Origin of the sequence: Serratia bockelmannii, from assembly GCF_008011855.1 — a bacterium.
GTDB classification, from domain to species: domain Bacteria; phylum Pseudomonadota; class Gammaproteobacteria; order Enterobacterales; family Enterobacteriaceae; genus Serratia; species Serratia bockelmannii.
Map to the genome: position 1 here is coordinate 240,016 of NZ_VOUX01000003.1, position 17,522 is coordinate 257,537.

The 17,522-nt window shown below is 61.3% G+C and carries 15 protein-coding genes; 4 read left to right on the top strand and 11 right to left on the bottom strand.

The annotated features are described in order from the left end of the window. Positions 1–11: 11 nt before the first annotated feature. Together dkgA and yqhD are read right to left on the bottom strand one after the other, a co-directional pair. Positions 12–836 (bottom strand): 2,5-didehydrogluconate reductase DkgA, encoded by an 825-nt coding sequence (dkgA, locus tag FOT55_RS05680; RefSeq protein ID WP_046687817.1) that lies wholly within the window; start codon positions 834–836, stop codon positions 12–14. 287 nt (positions 837–1,123) lie between these two features. After that, on the bottom strand, positions 1,124–2,287 hold the full coding sequence (yqhD, locus tag FOT55_RS05685) for an alcohol dehydrogenase (protein WP_089181352.1): 1,164 nt from the start codon (positions 2,285–2,287) through the stop codon (positions 1,124–1,126). A 226-nt stretch (positions 2,288–2,513) separates the two neighbouring features. On the opposite strand from yqhD, the gene FOT55_RS05690 reads away from it, so the two are divergent. Next, positions 2,514–3,401 carry an AraC family transcriptional regulator gene (locus FOT55_RS05690; protein ID WP_227255625.1) on the top strand — a complete coding sequence of 296 codons (888 nt, stop codon included), beginning with the start codon at positions 2,514–2,516 and terminating at the stop codon, positions 3,399–3,401. 7 nt (positions 3,402–3,408) lie between these two features. Here the strand turns inward: FOT55_RS05690 and FOT55_RS05695 are convergent, their stop codons facing one another. Further along, on the bottom strand, positions 3,409–4,437 hold the full coding sequence (locus FOT55_RS05695; RefSeq protein WP_060448055.1) for a zinc-dependent alcohol dehydrogenase family protein: 1,029 nt from the start codon (positions 4,435–4,437) through the stop codon (positions 3,409–3,411). A 107-nt stretch (positions 4,438–4,544) separates the two neighbouring features. On the opposite strand from FOT55_RS05695, the gene FOT55_RS05700 reads away from it, so the two are divergent. After that, complete coding sequence (locus FOT55_RS05700) at positions 4,545–5,465, top strand: LysR family transcriptional regulator (RefSeq protein ID WP_025304286.1); 921 nt, start codon at positions 4,545–4,547, stop codon at positions 5,463–5,465. A gap of 10 nt (positions 5,466–5,475) precedes the next feature. Here FOT55_RS05700 and FOT55_RS05705 read toward each other — a convergent pair whose 3' ends face one another. Together FOT55_RS05705 and metC are read right to left on the bottom strand one after the other, a co-directional pair. Continuing rightward, on the bottom strand, positions 5,476–6,138 hold the full coding sequence (locus tag FOT55_RS05705; RefSeq protein ID WP_025304285.1) for a DedA family protein: 663 nt from the start codon (positions 6,136–6,138) through the stop codon (positions 5,476–5,478). Between the two features lie 145 nt (positions 6,139–6,283). Continuing rightward, a complete protein-coding gene (gene metC, locus FOT55_RS05710) occupies positions 6,284–7,480 on the bottom strand; it encodes a cystathionine beta-lyase (protein ID WP_025304284.1) in 1,197 nt (398 codons plus the stop codon). Between the two features lie 431 nt (positions 7,481–7,911). Between metC and exbB the strand changes: the two genes are divergently transcribed. Together exbB and exbD are read left to right on the top strand one after the other, a co-directional pair. Next, positions 7,912–8,889, top strand: a complete 978-nt coding sequence (gene exbB, locus FOT55_RS05715) for a tol-pal system-associated acyl-CoA thioesterase (protein ID WP_072269874.1) — start codon at positions 7,912–7,914, stop codon at positions 8,887–8,889. Positions 8,890–8,892: 3 nt separating this feature from the next. After that, positions 8,893–9,315, top strand: coding sequence for a TonB system transport protein ExbD (gene exbD / locus FOT55_RS05720; protein WP_004937307.1), 423 nt, complete (start codon positions 8,893–8,895; stop codon positions 9,313–9,315). 55 nt (positions 9,316–9,370) lie between these two features. On the opposite strand, the gene FOT55_RS05725 is transcribed toward exbD, so the two are convergent. From FOT55_RS05725 to abgT, 6 genes are all read right to left on the bottom strand, one after another. Further along, a complete protein-coding gene (locus FOT55_RS05725) occupies positions 9,371–10,414 on the bottom strand; it encodes a substrate-binding domain-containing protein (protein WP_060434570.1) in 1,044 nt (347 codons plus the stop codon). Positions 10,415–10,435: 21 nt separating this feature from the next. Then, a complete protein-coding gene (locus FOT55_RS05730; RefSeq protein ID WP_147823302.1) occupies positions 10,436–11,845 on the bottom strand; it encodes a glycoside hydrolase family 32 protein in 1,410 nt (469 codons plus the stop codon). Further along, a complete protein-coding gene (locus FOT55_RS05735) occupies positions 11,845–13,215 on the bottom strand; it encodes a sucrose-specific PTS transporter subunit IIBC (RefSeq protein WP_147823215.1) in 1,371 nt (456 codons plus the stop codon). The genes FOT55_RS05730 and FOT55_RS05735 overlap by 1 nt, the downstream gene beginning before the upstream one ends. Before the next feature lie 63 nt (positions 13,216–13,278). Further along, a complete protein-coding gene (locus tag FOT55_RS05740) occupies positions 13,279–14,688 on the bottom strand; it encodes a carbohydrate porin (RefSeq protein WP_025304278.1) in 1,410 nt (469 codons plus the stop codon). Positions 14,689–14,883: 195 nt separating this feature from the next. Further along, positions 14,884–15,810, bottom strand: coding sequence for an aminoimidazole riboside kinase (locus FOT55_RS05745; RefSeq protein WP_147823216.1), 927 nt, complete (start codon positions 15,808–15,810; stop codon positions 14,884–14,886). Positions 15,811–15,987: 177 nt separating this feature from the next. Next, positions 15,988–17,514 (bottom strand): p-aminobenzoyl-glutamate transporter, encoded by a 1,527-nt coding sequence (abgT, locus tag FOT55_RS05750; protein WP_025304276.1) that lies wholly within the window; start codon positions 17,512–17,514, stop codon positions 15,988–15,990. Between the last annotated feature and the right edge of the window lie 8 nt (positions 17,515–17,522).

Genomic DNA, 17,522 nt, shown 5'->3' on the forward strand with positions numbered 1-17,522 from the left:
TGAGCGTGGGTTTACAGGGTATCCGGATCCGGCCCCAGGCGGTTGCCGACGTCCAGCTTGGCGATCTCGCCCAGTTCGTCCTTATCGAGTTTGAAATCAAACACCTCGAAGTTTTCGCGAATGCGCGACGGCGTGACGGATTTCGGGATCACGATAAGACCGCTGTCCAGGTGCCAGCGCACCACGATTTGCGCCGGGGTTTTCTCGTATTTCTCGGCCAGGGCTTTGATCAGCGGCTGGTCGAATACCCCTTCACCGCCCTGCGCCAGCGGGCTCCAGGATTCGGTGGCGATATGGTGCGTAGCGTTCCAGGCGCGCAGTTGGCGCTGTTGCAGCAGCGGGTGCAGCTCGATCTGGTTGACGACCGGCGCCACGTTGGTTTCATCCAACAGACGCTGCAGGTGCGGCGTATGGAAGTTGCATACGCCGATGCTTTTCACCAGGCCTTGTTCGCGCAGTTTGATCAGCTCGCGCCAGGCGGAGACGTATTGATCCTGCTGTGGGCGCGGCCAGTGGATCAGATACAGATCAACATAGTCCAGCTTGAGCTTTTCCAGACTGGTTTCCAGCGCCGCCAGCGGATCGCCCTGATCGTCGTTCCACAGTTTGGTGGTGATGAACAGGTCGCTGCGCGGCAGCGCGCTGGACTGCAGCGCGGCGCCGACGCCTTCCTCGTTCTTGTAGATCGCGGCGGTGTCGATGGAGCGGTAACCGATCTCCAGCGCTTTGCTGACCGCGTGGGTGGTCTCTTCAATACTCGCCTGCCAAACGCCGAGACCCAACTGCGGCATCAGATTACCATCGTGGAGTTTGATGATGGGTTGTTGCGTTGTCATGCGCATCTCCTTGTGTACGGATTGCGGCGCCTGCGGCACCGAAACGGCTATAGATAAATTCTAGTTGGCAAAGTGGGCGGTTGCCGGGTTTGCCAGCCTAATTTCAGCGGTGGCGGTAGAGCGACGTTCACTCCGCTCTCCCTGCGAATGAGCGGTAAGACGAGGGGTGCGAAACGATCGGCGGCGCGCTGAGGCGCCCGACGACGCCCGGCGATCGGCCGGGCGCCGGATGCGGCGAAAAATGGCTGACGGAGACTAAAGCCTAGCAAAAAATCGCCGTTTTGCGATTAACGCGCCGCTTCATAAATGCGGCGGCTGACGTCCAGGGTGATGTCTTGATGCTCGCCCAGGGCGGTCATGCCGTGCTGATGCAGCTTGTCGAGCAGCGCCGGAATGCTGCTGCCGTCGAGCTGATAATCCGCCATGCGGGTCGGTACGCCCATCTGTTCGAAGAAGGCGCGGGTGGCGGCGATGGCGCCGTCGATGCGGCTGTCTTCGCTGCCTTCGCGCAGGTCCCAGATGCGGTCAGCGTACTGCAGCAGTTTTTCGCGCTTCTGCGCTTTCTTCTCGTGCAGCAGCGCCGGCAGCACGATGGCCAGCGTTTGTGCGTGGTCGAGATCGTGCATGGCGGTCAGTTCATGGCCCAGCATGTGGGTCGCCCAGTCCTGCGGCACCCCGGCGCCGATCAGGCCGTTCAGCGCCATGGTAGCGCTCCACATCACGTTGGCGCGCACCGCATAGTTTTCCGGCTCGGCCAGCGCGCGCGGGCCGTCTTCCAGCAGGGTCAGCAGCAGGCCTTCGGCGAAGCGATCCTGCACCTTGGCGTCGACCGGGTAGGTCAGATACTGCTCCAGGGTGTGTACGAAGGCGTCGACCACGCCGTTGGCTACCTGGCGCGGCGGCAGCGAGTAGGTCACGACCGGATCCAGCACGGCAAAGCGCGGCTGCACCAGCGGCGAGAAGAAGTGCTGTTTGTCGCCGCTGCTCTTCCGGGTGATCACCGCGCCGCTGTTGGACTCGGAACCGGTGGCCGGCAGCGTCAGCACGCAGCCCATCGGCACCGCGTCAGTGATGTGGCTGCCGACGGTCTGCAGAATATGCCAGGCATCGCTGTCGGCCGTATAACGGGCCGCGGCGGCGATGAACTTGGTGCCGTCAACCACCGAACCGCCGCCGACCGCCAGCAGGAAATCGATGTTTTCCGCTTTCACCACCTCGACCGCTTTCATCAGGGTTTCGTAGGTCGGGTTCGGCTCGATGCCGGAGAACTCACGCACGTCACGGCCGGCCAGCGCGCTGTACACCTGATCCAGCACGCCGTTTTTCTTCACGCTGCCGCCACCGTAGGTGATCAGGATGCGTGCGTCCGCTGGGATCTGGCCGGCCACGTCGGCAATTTGGTCCTTGCCGAACAGGATTTTGGTTGGGGTATGCAGAATGAAGTTTTGCATGGTTGATTTCTCTCTTTCTGTCAGGCGGGCGCCAACGCGGCGCAAAGGTGTCTGGCCCGTATTGTCAGGAACCTGGCGGCAACGCACAATGCACATTCCTGTTTGGTTCTTGCCTATTTCTACAACTGCCTGTAGAAATGGAGAGATTTAAATTATGATTTATGCCGAATCGTTCTGACTGTAAGAGGGGGTTTCCGTGACTGAAATCGATGCGCTGCGCAGCCGCATGGCACGCCAGGCGATGGCTATCGCCACCGGCAACGGCTATACGCCGTCACCGGTGCCGCGGGTGAAGATCCTGTATGTCGATCGCCACTGCCCGCGTCAACCGGTAATGTACGAACCGGGGATCGTCATCATCTTTCAGGGGCACAAGGTCGGCTATTGCGGCAACAAGGTGTTCCAATACGATCCGCGCAACTACCTGCTGATGACGGTGCCGCTGCCGTTCGAGTGCGAAACCTTCGCCAGCCCGGAGTTGCCGCTGGTGGGGTTGGCGGTCAATATCGATACCCAAATGCTGCAGGATTTGCTGATCGATATCGGCGACGACGACTACCTGATGCAGCCGCGGGCGGAGAGCAACGGGGTAAATCTGGCCGAGCTGACGGAAGCGCTGCTGTGTGCCACTGAACGCCTGCTGGACGTGATGGCCAAGCCGCTCGACGCCCGGGTGCTGGGGCCGCAGATCGTGCGCGAGATCCTCTACTATGTGCTGCGCGGCACCTGCGGTGCGTCGCTGCAGGAGCTGGTTAATCGACATACCCACTTCAGCCAGATCGCCAAGGCGCTGCGGCGCATAGAAAATCAGTATGCCGACAATCTCAACGTCGAGCAGTTGGCCAGCGAGGTCAACATGAGCGTGTCGGCGTTTCACCATAACTTCAAGGCGGTGACCAACACCTCTCCGCTGCAGTACGTGAAATCGTACCGGCTGCATAAGGCGCGCCTGTTGATGGTGCATGACGGTCTGAAGGCCAGCACGGCGGCGATCCGCGTCGGTTACGAGAGCGCGTCGCAGTTCAGTCGTGAATTCAAACGGCTGTTCGGCATGACGCCGAGCGATGAAGTCGCCCGGCTGCGCGATGCCAATCCGCTGCTGCTGGAGGGCTGAGCCGCGTTTACGGGGTCAGAACGATCTTGCCGAACGGCCCGCGATCGAGATGATCCAACGCCTGCGGCAGCTGGTCGAAGCGGTATACCTGATCGATCACCGGCTGCAGGTTGACGGCGTCCACGGCGCGCACCAGATCTTCCAGCGCGCGGCGATGGCCGACGCCGATGCCCTGGATCTGCGCCGATTTCAGCAGCAGCAGGCCGGCGGGCGCGGAAATCTCGGCGCCCGCCAGCACGCCGATCACCGAGATGCGGCCGCCCACCGCCACGGCGCGTACTGAGTTGCCGAGATTCGGGCCGCCGACGGTGTCGATCACATGGTCGATGCCGCGATCCTGCGTCAGCGCATAAACCGCCTCCACCCAATCGCCATTCAGCCGGTTGATGCCGTGACTGGCGCCCAGTGCCCGGGCGCGCGCCAGCTTTTCATCGCTGCCGGAGGTCACGTACACCTCGGCGCCGTGCGCTTTGGCGATCTGCAGCGCGAACAGCGCCACGCCACCGGTGCCTTGCACCAGCACCGTCTCGCCGGCATGCAGTTTGCCTTGCTCTACCAGCGCGAACCAGGCGGTCAGCCCGGCGCACGGCAGGGTGCTGGCCTGCGCGTCGTCCAGCGACGTCGGCGCCGCCACCAGCCAGTCTTCATGCAAAATCACGTATTCCGCCAGTACGCCCTGATAGAAGCCGCCAAGGGTGTGGTAAGGCACCTGGCGCGCATCGCCGTACGGTTTTTGCCGGCCGTCGAGCCAGCCGGGGCTGAAGGTGGAGATGACCCGGGCGCCGGGTTGGAACCGGCTGACGCCGGGGCCGATAGCGTCGACCTCGCCGGCCATGTCAGAGGCGGGGGTGAACGACTGCGGCAGCGTCAGCCCCATGCCGCTTTCAATCATCATTTTGTCGCGGTAGTTGAGCGCTACCGCCTTCACTTTCACTCTGATTTCGTGTGGCCCCGGCTGCGGGATCGCGTCGGTGGTCAGCTGCAGGTGTTCACGCCCCAGGGCGTCCATCGTCCAGCGTTGCATCGTGTCGGTCATGATGTTCTCCAAAGTCAGCGATTAACGACCTGTCGATAATATCGTTGATAGAGGTTCGCCAGTGGCGATAAGATTTCCGCAGATTGTTTCTTTCAGAGCGACAAATCATGAGCGATCGATTGAGCGGCATTTCGGTATTCGTCACCGCCGTGGAGGCGGGCAGTTTTGCGTTGGCGGCCAGTCGGTTGCACCTGTCGCGTTCGGCGGTAGGGAAAACCATCGCCCGGCTGGAACAGCGGCTGGGCGTGCGGCTGTTTCATCGCACCACCCGCAGCCAGAGCCTGACCGACGACGGTGCGTTGTTCTATGAGCGCTGCCTGCGGGCGCTGGAGGAGATCCGCAGCGCGGAAACGTTGCTGGAGTCGGGCAAGCGGCAGGTCAGCGGCCGGCTGCGGGTGTCGATGCCGGTGCTGTTTGGCCGCATGTGTATTGCGCCGTTGCTGACCGATCTGACGCGTGAGCACCCTGGCCTGGAGCTGGAGCTGTCATTCAGCGATCGGGTGGTGGATCTGATTGAGGACGGTTTCGATATGGCGATCCGTAACGGCACGCTGGCCAACAGCAGCGGGCTGGTGGCGCGTCGTATCGGCGATCACCGCATGACGCTGTGCGCCTCGCCGGCCTATCTGCAGCGGTGCGGCGAACCTCACAGCATTGAGCAACTGGCTCAGCACGAGGCGGTGACCTATATGCGCGCCGGCGCGCGGCGCAGCTGGCGGGTGCTGGACGAGAACGGCAAACCGCAGGACGTGATGCCGAATAACCGGTTGCAGATGGACGATTTGCAGGCGATTGCGGATGCAGCGACGGCGGGTTTCGGCATCGCCTGGCTGCCGTGCTGGCTGGTGCGTGAGCAGCTGTTGAGCGGGGCGCTGGTGCGCTTACTGCGCGATCGGCCCGGCGCCGCCTTTGATGCGCATGCGGTATGGCCACACACGCCCCACCTGCCGCTGAAGGTGCGGCTGGCGGTGGATACGCTGGTGAGCAAGTTGCCCGCCAGTCTGGCGTTGGTTGAGAAGGCGCTGTAGTGCGCCTGGATCAGGAGGAGGAGGCGCGCTTTTTACGCCAGATCACCAGCATGGCGCCCAGCAGGCCGACGAACAGCAGCAACAGCGGCAGCAGCATCAGGCCGGTCATCACCTGGCTTTCGTAGCGTTTCACCAGAGGGATTTGGCTGAACGCGTAGCCGAGGCCGACCAGCGCGCAGACCCAGATCGCCGCACTCAGCCAGTTGAACACCTGGAAGCGCGAACTGTTGAGCCCGGAAATGCCGGCCATGGTCGGCAGCAGCGTGCGCACGAAGCCGAGGAAACGGCCGATCAGCAGCGCCGTCAGCCCGTGGCGATTGAACAGGTTATGAGCGCGCTGGTGATATTGCGCCGGCAATTGCAGCAGCCAGCCTTTCACCAGGCCGGTGTGGCCCAGCCAGCGGCCCTGGATATAGCTCAGCCAACAGCCGAGACCGGCGGCGGCGGTCAGAATCAACAGGGTGGGGGCAAAGCCCATCACGCCTTTGGCGATCAGCGCACCCGACAGCAGCAGCAGGCTGTCGCCGGGGAGGAAGGAGGCGGGCAGCAGTCCGTTTTCCAAAAACAGGGTGGTGAAAAGCACGGCATAAACCACCCAAATCACGCTAGGATCGGCGAGGGCGATAAAGTCCTGCTGCCAAAGCGCATGAATAATCTCTCGTAATACATCCATTTTATGTCCTGTTGCATGCCGGTTGCGCCCGGGGTCACGTTCTCCAGGATGCGGCGGTTACCGTATCTGACAGTTATCCGGTTAGTGTACCGCTAATAGCTTAAGCCGACATTAAACGAGACGAAGAAAATTACCGGAATCCGCCTTAGCGCACGCCGTTGAGGCGATCGAAACCGGCCGCCAGATCGGCGATCAGGTCTTCGACGTTCTCCAGACCGATGTGTATGCGCACCAGCGTGCCGGAGAAATCGACCCCGCCCGCCGGACGGATGGCTTCCAGCTCTTCCGGCTGATTGGCCAGGATCAGCGACTCGAAGCCGCCCCAGGAGTAGGCCATGCTGAAGTGGCTGAAGTTGTCCAGGTAAGCGGCCAGCTGTGCATCATCCAGCCGCTCTTTCAGCACGAAAGAGAACAGCCCGTTGCAGCCGCTGAAGTCGCGGCGGTAGAACTCGTGGCCCTTGCAGCTGGGCAGGGCTGGGTGATTGACCGTCGCCACCTCCGGCCGTTCGGCCAGCCAGTTGGCGACCTCAATGCTGCTGCGCTCGTGCTGTTTCAGGCGCACGCTCAGGGTACGCAGGCCGCGGCTCGCCATGTAGGCGGTGTCGGCATCCACCATCTGCCCCATCAGATAGGAGTACTCGCGCAGCCGATCCCAACAGCGCGCGTTGGCGACGGCGGTGCCGAGCATGTAATCGGAATGGCCGATCAGGTATTTGGTGCCGGCCTGAATGGAGATATCGATGTCGAAATCCAGCGCCTTGAACAGCACGCCCGCCGCCCAGGTGTTGTCGATCATGATCACCACCTCCGGCGCCACGGCACGAATGGCCTGCACCATGGCCGGGATATCCTGCACTTCCAGAGTGATGGAGCCGGGGGATTCCAGGAACACCACGCGGGTATTGGGTTGGATCAACGTGGCGATATCGGCGCCGATCAACGGATCGAAATAGGTGGTGCTGACGTTCATGCGACCGAGGATGTGAGTGCAGAAATCCTGGGTCGGTTCGTACGCCGAACCGGTGACCAGCAGGTGATCGCCGGCGCCGACGAACGACAGGATCGCATTGGCCACCGCCGCCGCGCCGCAGGGGTACAGCACGCAGCCGGCGCCGCCCTCCAGCTCGACCATCGCATCCTGCAGGGCGAAGTGGGTCAGCGTGCCGCGTCGGCCGTAAAACAGCTCGCCATGGGCGCGTTGCGCAGTGGCGTGCTTTTTGGCGGCGACGGAGTCGAAGACCAAGGAAGAGGCGCGTTGCGTAACGGGATTGACGGAGCCCTGGGTGTAGCGTTTGCCGCGACCGGCGCCGATCAGCGTGGTTTCGATGTGTTTTGACGTCATGGTACCTGGCTCACCTCTGGTTGCTCTGCACGTGCCCGTTTACGATAGCCCTTACGTTAGCATGAGTTGATATAGCCATCCAGACGTTTTAACTTCTGGATATAGAAACGGCTATAATTGGCTGTCAGCGGCGCATTTCTCGCCTCATCCTTCTGCCGAGCGGCGAGAGAGAAGCCCATTCATCGGTCGAGACGTCGTTCGGCAGGGTGGTCTTGTTGCACCGTTGTGGGAGAAAAGTAACGAAATAACCCCATAAAAGGAGCGTTTGGCGGTGAACGGGCGCGGATTGGCGCTTTGCCGCGGGGCTGGCTAAAATTTTCGCGTTTATTTGGTAAATAATAATGAGAACTACTATCAATCCCCGGTTGGTTTGATATGATCGCACGCTGAATTATTCCTTAATTTTGATCGGTAATGGGTGGAGGCACAGCGTGAAAACGGCTGGCAAGAATTTAAATCAAGGATCGTTCGGCCAGGGCCGGGCGCAGTGGGGCAAGGCCTTTGGCCGCAGCCTGATGGCTTCTATGGTGCTGGTCGTGGGGCTGGCCGGCAGCGCGCAGGCAGCGCCGGCGGCCAATCCGGCCGTTACCGAAAGCGTTGCGCCGACCACCGCGCCGGCACCTGCAGCCGCTGCGCCGGAAAGCATCACGCCGGTGAACCCGGCACCGACGATCCAGCCACCGGAAACCCGCGGCATGGACCTGTCCATTTGGGGCATGTACCAGCACGCCGACGCGGTGGTGAAAGCGGTGATGATCGGCCTGGTGCTGGCGTCTATCGTGACCTGGACCATTTTGTTCGCTAAAGGCAGTGAACTGCTGCGCGCCAAGCGCCGTCTGCGCCGCGAGCAGTTGGCACTGGCCGAAGCGCGCTCGCTGGATGAAGCTTCCGAGCTGGCGCAAAACTTCTCCCCGGAGAGCGTCAGTGCGGTACTGCTGAACGATGCGCAAAATGAGCTGGAGCTGTCTGCGGAATCCAACGACAACAACGGCATCAAAGAACGCACCGGTTTCCGTCTCGAGCGCCGCGTGGCGGCCTACAGCCGTAACATGGGCCGCGGCAACGGCTTCCTCGCCACCATTGGTGCCATCTCGCCGTTCGTCGGCCTGTTCGGTACCGTCTGGGGCATCATGAACAGCTTTATCGGCATCGCCCATTCGCAGACCACCAACCTGGCGGTCGTGGCGCCGGGCATCGCAGAGGCGCTGCTGGCGACTGCGATGGGCCTGGTGGCGGCGATCCCTGCGGTCGTTATCTACAACATCTTCGCCCGCGTCATCAGCGGCCATCGCGCCCAGGTAGGCGACGTGGCGGCGCAGGTCTTGCTGCTGCAGGGCCGCGATCTGGATCTGGCCGCAACGGCGGAAGCCAAGCGCTCACAGCACGCACACCAACTGCGGGCGGGGTGAGTCATGGCGATGCGCTTAAATGAAGATCTGGACGACAGCGGCGAACTGCATGAAATCAACGTGACGCCGTTTATCGACGTCATGTTGGTGCTGTTGATCATCTTTATGGTGGCCGCGCCGCTGGCAACGGTAGATATTCGCGTCGATCTGCCGGCCTCCTCCGCCAAACCGCAGCCGCGGCCGGAAAAACCGGTGTTCCTGTCGGTGAAGGCCGACAAGCAGCTCTACGTCGGCGATCAGCCGGTGAATGCCGATCAGTTGACTTCGGTGCTGGATCAACGCACTCAGGCGAACAAAGAAACCACCATCTTCTTCCAGGCAGACAAGAGCGTGGACTATGAAACGCTGATGAGCGTGATGGACACTCTGCGTAAAGCCGGCTACCTGAAAGTGGGGCTGGTGGGCATGGAAGGCGCCGCCAAATAGCGGCAGCACAACGATAAAGGGCGCTCAGGCGCCCTTTTTTATTGATTCAGAAATATCACTCCCCGGCCAACAACGCCCGGGAACCGGCATGGCGCCAGTGGATGCGGCCCGGCAGATAAAGCGCATGCTGTTCCAGCGGCCGCTCGTCGATGAGCGCGGTCACCTGGTCGAAGCTATGCTGCGCCAGCGCCCGGCAGTCTTGCGCGACCGTATCTATCTTCAGCGTCATGCAATCGAACAGGTAGTGATCGTCGAAGCTGCACAGGTGGATGTCGCTCTCCATCAACTGATGCTGCGTCAGATAACGCAATACGCCCTCCAGCAGGCCGCAGGCGGCGGTAAACAGCGCTTTGGGCGGACGTCCCAGCTGTGCGCACAGCTGAGCGAACATCTCGTAACCTGAGCTGGGGTGATAGTTGCCGTTGATGATCCATTCCGGTTTGCACGTGATGCCGGCGCGCTCCAGGCCAAGCTGGAAGCCGGCGAGGCGATCGCGGGTCGGCGAAATGCGCGGCTGCCCGCCGAGAAAATAGATCTCATCCGGATGTTGGCGCGCGACCTTTTCCACCAGGTCGGCGGTCGCATTAACCGAGTCGGTGATCACCAGCGGCAGTTCGGAGCCGGCGATCAGGCGGTCCATCTGCACCACCGGTAGCCCGGCGTTGATCTTCTGGTATTCTGCATCGTTCAACTGGCTGGAGGCGACGATCAAGCCATCCACCTGCCGCTGTACCAGACTGTTCACCGCCATCATCTCCTGCGCCGGGTTTTCATCGGTGCAGGCGATCAGCAGCTGCAGACCGGCTTCGCGGCACAGCGTTTCCAGCTCGCGCGAAATCACCGCAAAGCCGTAGTTGGTCATCTCCGGCACCACCAGCCCCAGCGTGTGGCTGCGGTTGGAGCGCAAAGAGCGGGCGTGGATGCTGGGCTGATAATGGTGTTCGTGCGCCAGCGCCAGAACGCGGTCGCGGGTGTCGTCGGACACCCGATATTCCTTGCTGCGGCCGTTCAGCACCAGGCTGGCGGTCGATTTCGACACCCCGGCCAGCGTGGCGATGTCACTGATGGTAATGCGTTTATTTTTTTTCACTGACGCCATCTGAAGTCATCGGAGGATGCGTCATTCTAGCATGCATGGCGTCAGCGGCCAGTATTCCAACGCCAGCGGCGCGCTTCCGGACAGCCGCAGTTGCGGCTCGCTGGCCGGGAAGTAGCGCGCGCTCATCACCGCCTCGCCGCGGTTGATGAAGATCTCCACGCTGGAACGATCGAACAGCAACTGCAGATGCGTGACCGGGCCGCGCCAGTAACGGTGCTCCGGCTGGCCGTCGGCCAGGGAAGCGCGCGTCAGCTGCAGCCTTTCGCCGTCCCAGTTCAGCGTCATTGCCTCGCCAAACGCGGCGCTGAACGCGCCCTGCGGCGTCAACTGCAGCTCCGCAGCCCCCAGCGCATAGGCGGGGGCATCATCGGCACAGCCTTGCCAGCATGCTCGCTCGCCGCGCAGCTGTTGCAGCTCGCGCGCCGGGCGCTGGTGGAGGCGGCCATGCCGCAGCGACAGCTCGCGCGGGCAGGTCATGGTGTGGATCCAGCCGTAACGGCGCGTCGGATGGGCTTCTTCATCTTGCTCGGGCACGCCCATCCAGGCGAACAGCAGGCGGCGGCCATCTTCCGCCAGCGTCGTCTGCGGTGCATAGAACTCGAAGCCGGCGTCCAGCTCGCGAAATTCGCCGTGGCTGAAGGCCGGCTGCAGGTAATCCAGCTTGCCGAGCAGATAGCCGGCCTGATAACGGTTGAGATAGCGTTCCGGCTGCGGCGCCAGCCCCTGCGGGCAGCAGATCAACACGTCGGCGTCGTCCAGCGAGAACAGGTCTGGGCACTCCCACATGTAGCCGAATTCACCCAGGTCGTGCAGGCCGGAACCGGCGATCTCGCCCAGCGGTTGCCAGGCGCGCAGATCGCTGGAACGAAGCAGCAGCACCTTGCCGCGATCCTGCAAGTCACGCGCGCCGAGCACCATGTACCACGCATTCTGATGACGCCACACTTTGGGATCGCGTACGTGCCCGCTGTAGCCGTCCGGCAGCGGCAGCACCGGCCCGAGCTTGCGGTATTCGCCCCGATCGCTTTCCTGAGCCAGGCATTGATAGGCAGTGCGTGAGCCGTCGGGGAATTTCACATTGCCGGTGTAGATCAGCGTGATTTTATCTTCTGCCACCACCGCCGAGCCGGAATAACAGCCGTGGCTGTCGTAACAGGCACCTGGTGCCAGGGCGAGCGGCTGATGTTCCCAACGCACTAAATCGATCGACTGCCAGTGTCCCCAGCACTTGTTGCGATGATCGCAGCCCAGCGGATTCCACTGATAGAACAGGTGATAAACGCCGTTGTGCTGGATAAAGCCGTTGGGATCGTTCAGCAAGCCAACGCTGGGCGCCAGATGCCAGGCCGGGCGGTGGGGATCGCGCAGCGCGAGTGGCTGGCCGTTCATGATCGCCCGCAGTGCCTGTTTGATTAAGCTGAGTTCTTCCATCATTGCGCGTCCGTGTTGTATTTCAGCAGCAGGGAGAGCACGAAGGCGCTGCCAAAAGCGATCGCCAGGCCGATGATATAGCTGACCAACGAACTGGCCTGCACGATCGCCATGCCAGGGATCGCCGTCAGCCCGACCGCGTTCATACCGACGTGATTGGCCACCACCCAGGCGCCGCCGAGCGCACCGCCCGCCAGCGCTGCCAGGAAGGGTTTCACGAAGCGCAGGTTGATACCAAACAGCGCAGCCTCAGTGATGCCGAGCATGGCGGAAAAGGCGGAAGGCACCGCGATGGCTTTGATTTTGGCGTCGCGGGTTTTGAAATACACCGCCAGGCAGGCGCCGCCCTGAGCGATGTTGGCCATCGACCAGATCGGCAGCAGGAAGTTGACGCCGATAGTGGGGTTGCCGAGCAGCCCGGCCTCTACCGCGTGGAAACTGTGGTGGATGCCGGTGATGACGATAGCGGAATAGAGGCCGCCGAACAGCAGCCCGGCGAACCACCCCGCATGGGCAATCAGCGTGCTGAGCACGAAGGAGATGCCGTCACCCAGCGCGCGGCCGGCGGGGCCGATAAACAGCAGGGCGACAAAGCCTGAGATGACCACCGTCAGGAACGGCGTCAGGATCAGATCGAGCGCGTTGGGGATCACTTTACGCAGCCGTTTCTCCAGCAGGCTCATGAACCACACCGTCAGCAGCACCGGGAATACGGTGCCCTGATAGCCGATCATGGCGATGTCCAGCCCGAAGAAGTTCATGGTGTGGAACCCTCCGGCGACGCCCCAGGCGTTGGTCAGCGCCGGATGCGTCAAAATGCCGCCGAGCGTGGCGCCCAGGTAGGGATTACCGCCGAATTCGCGTGCGGCGGTGAAGCCGATCAGAATCGGCAGGATAATGAACGCCGCCGAGCTGAACATATCCAGCATGATGAACAGCGCGCTGTTGGCATCGGCCCAGCCGTAGGTTTTCACCATGCCGAGCAACCCCATCAACAGGCCGGAAGCGACGATCGCCGGGATGATTGGCACGAAGATGTTCGACAGCAGGCGGGCGATGCGCTGCAGCGGGTTGAGCTTTTTCGCCGCGATATCGGCGGCTTCGGCCTTGCTGGATTCGCTGACGCCCGCCGCCTTGATGAATTCCGCATGCACCTTGTTGACCAGCCCGGTGCCGAAGATTACCTGGATTTGACCGGCGTTGCTGAAGCAGCCTTTGACGCCGTCCAGTTTGCCGATGGCCTCTTTGTCCACCTTGCTGTCGTCCACCAGCACCAGACGCAGGCGCGTGGCGCAGTGGGCGGCGCTGGCGATGTTCTCTTTACCGCCGAGCAGCGGCAACAGCGCGTTGGCGGTTGCGGTAATGTCCATGTTGTCCCCTTGCTAAATAAAAATGCCGCCGCGCAGTTTGCGACGCAGCGTCGTGAATCGATGTCAGAAGAAATACTTGAATCTGGCGCGCATGCCGTAACGTTGATCGTTGTCGCCGTTGGCGATCTTGTTGTCGGCGTTGGCTTCCAGCAGCGACACATAGGCGCCTAAATACAGATTGAAATTCTTCATATTCATAATGTTAGGTATCTGATACGACGCGTGAACGGTATGGATGTCGTAGTTGCCCGGTTCGCTGAGCGGGTTGTGGATATCGGCGGCGATCCCGGCGGTATTGAACTCTTTGATATTGTTATGGGCATAGATATAACCCAGTTCGAAGCGCCGCCACAGCACGTTCACGCCGGCGGTGAAGTCTTGCTCGCCTGAGGCATCCAGATAGGCGGTGCTCAGGTTGGCCACCACGCCGTTATCCGGGTTGGCGGCGCTGTTGTTCCAGCTCATCGTCATGCCGTAACCGTTGCGCTTGGACTGATCGACGAAGCGGCCCTGGCTGTCCTGATACCCGTAGGCGTTATTTACCACGTTGCTTTCCATTGCCGCCGCGATGCTGAAGGCGTCTTTTTTCCAGGCGATCACCGGGCGCAAATAGGCGACGTTTTTCTTATTGTCCAGGGCGTTGCCGTGATAGCGGCTGTCCTGGAACAGCGAAGTGCCGTCCTCCACCAGCGTGTTCAGCTCGAAATAGACATCACCGGCGTATTTGCTCAACATCAGGTTGCCGCCGCTGCTGCTGCGGCCGCGGCCTTCTTTCATCATGTAGATATAGCCGAAGCCGTCGGCGTACAGATCGTTGGCGGTATTGCCGGAGTATTGAATGAAAGTGTCCTGATTCAGCGGGAACATGTCGTAGGCTTCGAAGCGGCCGATTTTGGTTTGCCAGTTCTTTTCATTGCCGAAGAAGAAGGCGGCGTCATCCAGGTTCATTTTGCCGCTCATGTCTGCCAGCGGTTGCACGCTGAAGCCGGAGAAGTTGCCGTCCGGATTGCGGCGGTAGCCGTCCAGCCCGACCAGAATGCGGCCGTTGATATCCCAGCGTTCTTTGTTGCCAGGCTTCCAGTCTTTGTGGTCGCTGCCTTTCAGCGACGTCAGCTGGCCGCTGCGGCTGGCGCCGTCCAGATTGAACTCCACGTCGCCGTACAGTTTCAGATCATTGAATCCATTCAGTTTCAGTGCGCTGATCGGGGCAATTGGCGTTTGCGGCGCGGCGGTATGCTGCGCAATCTGCGCGGTTTGCCGTTCCGTGTTGGCGGTGCGCTGCTCCAGCTGTTGCGCCCGGCGTTCCGCCGCCGTCGCGCGGGTTTCAGCCTGTGCGGCGCGCCGTTCCGCCTGCGCCAGGCGCTGTTCCAGCGCGTTGAGGCGCGCCTCGATGCTGCCGCTGCCCGAGGCCGCTGCATTGGAAGCAGAGAGGAAAAGCCCTGTTGTTATCGCCAAATAGCTGAGTTTTTTCATCATCGTCTATCATCCGGGTAAGGGTTGTTATTATTTTTTGCTAAATTGCTAAACCGGTTTTTCAAGGCGAAAGATAACGATCAAGAAGCGGGCTGGCAATCAAGTTTGCTAACCCGATTCAGCTATTGTGATCGAGTGCGCAAATCGTGGGGGTAAAAGACCACGGCGCCCAGGGGATCGCCGTGGATGCAGGGATCAGCGCAGAAAAGCGGTGAGCTCTTCGGCGCGGGGCAGGGCGGTCATGGCGCCTTTGGCGGTGGTGGCCAGTGCGCCGCAGGCCTGAGCCTGGGCGATAACCGCCGGCCACTGCGTTTCCTGCGGCAATTCGTGAAGGCGTGCCAGCGCCGCTAACAGACCGGCGACAAACGCGTCGCCGGCGCCGGTGGTATCGACCGGCACGATCGACGGCGCGCGGAAATGGCGCAGGCGATGCCCATCGTGTACGCAGACGCCGTCGCCGCCCAGCGTCACCAGCAGCAGGCGTGTCGGGTAGGTTTGCATCATCCAGCGGATGCCGTTCTCTACATCGTCAAGGTGGCTGATGAAAGCCAGCTCTTCGCGCGACAGTTTCACCACGTCCGCCAGCAACAGCGCCTTTTGCAGGCAGGGGCGCAGCGCTTCCGGCTGGCGCCAGACCTCTTCGCGGATGTTGGGATCGAAACTGACCTGGCCACCGGCCGCCCGAATGCGTTCCATCGCCGCAAAGGCCGCGCTGCGGCTGGGTTCTTGTGAAAGCGCGATGGAGCAGAGGTGCAGCCATTCGCCCCGTTGGAAAGCCGGCAGATCGTCGGGCTGCAAAAACAGATCGGCGCTGGGCTGCACCATAAACGTGAATGAGCGCTCACCCTGCAGATCGAGATCCACCACCACCGTGGAAGTGTGGTGGTCGGGATCCGGTCTCATATGACCGATATCCACCCCTTCATCGCTCAGTACCTGCTGCAGAAAGGCGCCGAAGCCGTCTTGCCCCACACGCCCGATAAAAGCGCTGTCGCCACCGAGCCGGGCGATACCCACCGCCACATTCGCCGGCGCGCCGCCGGGGCATTTGAGATAACCGTTGGCATTTTCCGGCACCAGGTCGATCACGGCGTCGCCCAGTACCCATACGCGATTCATCATGCTTAATCCCTATTTTTGTCGTTGTCAGATGGTTAGCTAAAATAGAAGAACCGATTTAGCAAGGCAATGAAATAATCCTCAGAGCCGCTTGGGCAGTGAGGAAGATCAATCTTTCTACTGGGCTTGGGGGGAGGGAATCTGCCCCGCGAACCAGCGCGGGGTGAGATAGCAGAGCGTTTAGCCCAGCTTCGGATAGACGCCGGGACCGATTGGCAAGCCTAGCGCATACCAGACCAGCAGCAGCAAAATCCACACGCTGAAGAACACCAAAGGATAGGGCAGGATCAGCACGTAATAGGTGCCGAGCTGCGCGTCTTTGCGGTAGCGCTGCAGGAAGCCGAGGAACAGCGGCAGGAACGGCGACATCGGCGCCAGCGGCAGCACCGCAGAGTCGGCGATGCGAAAGATCATCTGGGCGAACGCCGGGTGGAAACCGAGCAGCATAAACATCGGCACGAAGATCGGCGCTAAAATTGACCAGATCGCCGAGCCGCTGGCGATGAACATGCACAGGAAGGCGGAGAGGAACATCAGGCCGAGAAATGCCGGTGCGCCACTCATGCCGGCGGCTTCCAGCATATCGGTCAGGCCGACGGCCATAAACTTGCCCATGTTGCTCCAGTTAAAGAACGCCACGAACTGCGACAGCGGAAATACCATCACGATAAAACCCGCCATGCTTTTCATCGGATCGAGCAAGTGATGGGGAATATCGTCCGGCCGACGGATCTGTTTGGTGACTACGCCATAGGTAATGGCGACGGTGAAGAAAAACAGGATGATGATCGGCACGATACCCTTGATGAACGGGGAAGGGATCACCGAACCGGTGTTTGGGTCACGCAGCGGCGCGGCCTCCGGCACCACCAGAGCGGCGATGATGGCGATAAACACCAGCGCGGCGATACCGCTCATCATCAGCCCCCGGTTTTGCAGCGGGGTCAGCGCTGCGATTTTGTCTTCGGCGCTGCCTTGCCACTTCGGCAGACGGGGCTCGATAAATTTGTCGGTGAGCAGCGCGCCTGCGATGGTCAGCACGACCACTGAGGTGGCCATAAAGTACCAGTTGTCGATCACGCTGACGTGAACCGCGCCATCCACCGCTTTGGTGGCTTCGGTACTGATACCGGAAAGCAATACGTCGGTGGTGACGATCAACAGGTTGGCGGTAAAGCCGGAGGCGACGCCGGCGATCGCCGCCAGCAGTCCGGCTATTGGGTGGCGGCCCACCGCCACGAACATCAGTGCGCCAAGGGGCGGCATCACCACCAGCGCGGCGTCCGACGATATATGACTGAAGAAGGCGATAAACAGCACCATATAACTGGCGTAGCGGGCGCTGACGCGCGAGGCCATTTTGTACATCAGCGCCTGCAGCAGGCCGACCTTTTCCGCCAGGCCGGCGCCTATCACCAGCGCCAAAATAGCCCCCAGCGGCGCAAAGCTGCTGAAGTTATGGATGATGTTGGGAAATATCCACTGCATGCCCGCCACGCTCATCAGATTATTCACCTTGATGAGCTCGCCGGTGGCCGGATTTTTCACCGCCACGTCGAGCCAGGAAAATAGCGCGGTGGCCAGCATAAGCACCAGGATCAAATAGACGAACAGTAAAAACGGATTAGGGATCTTATTGCCGATGCGTTCCACCCAGTAAAAAACGCGTCCGGGGCTTTTATTGATTGGCGTTGTGGCCTCACTCATGATTTTAC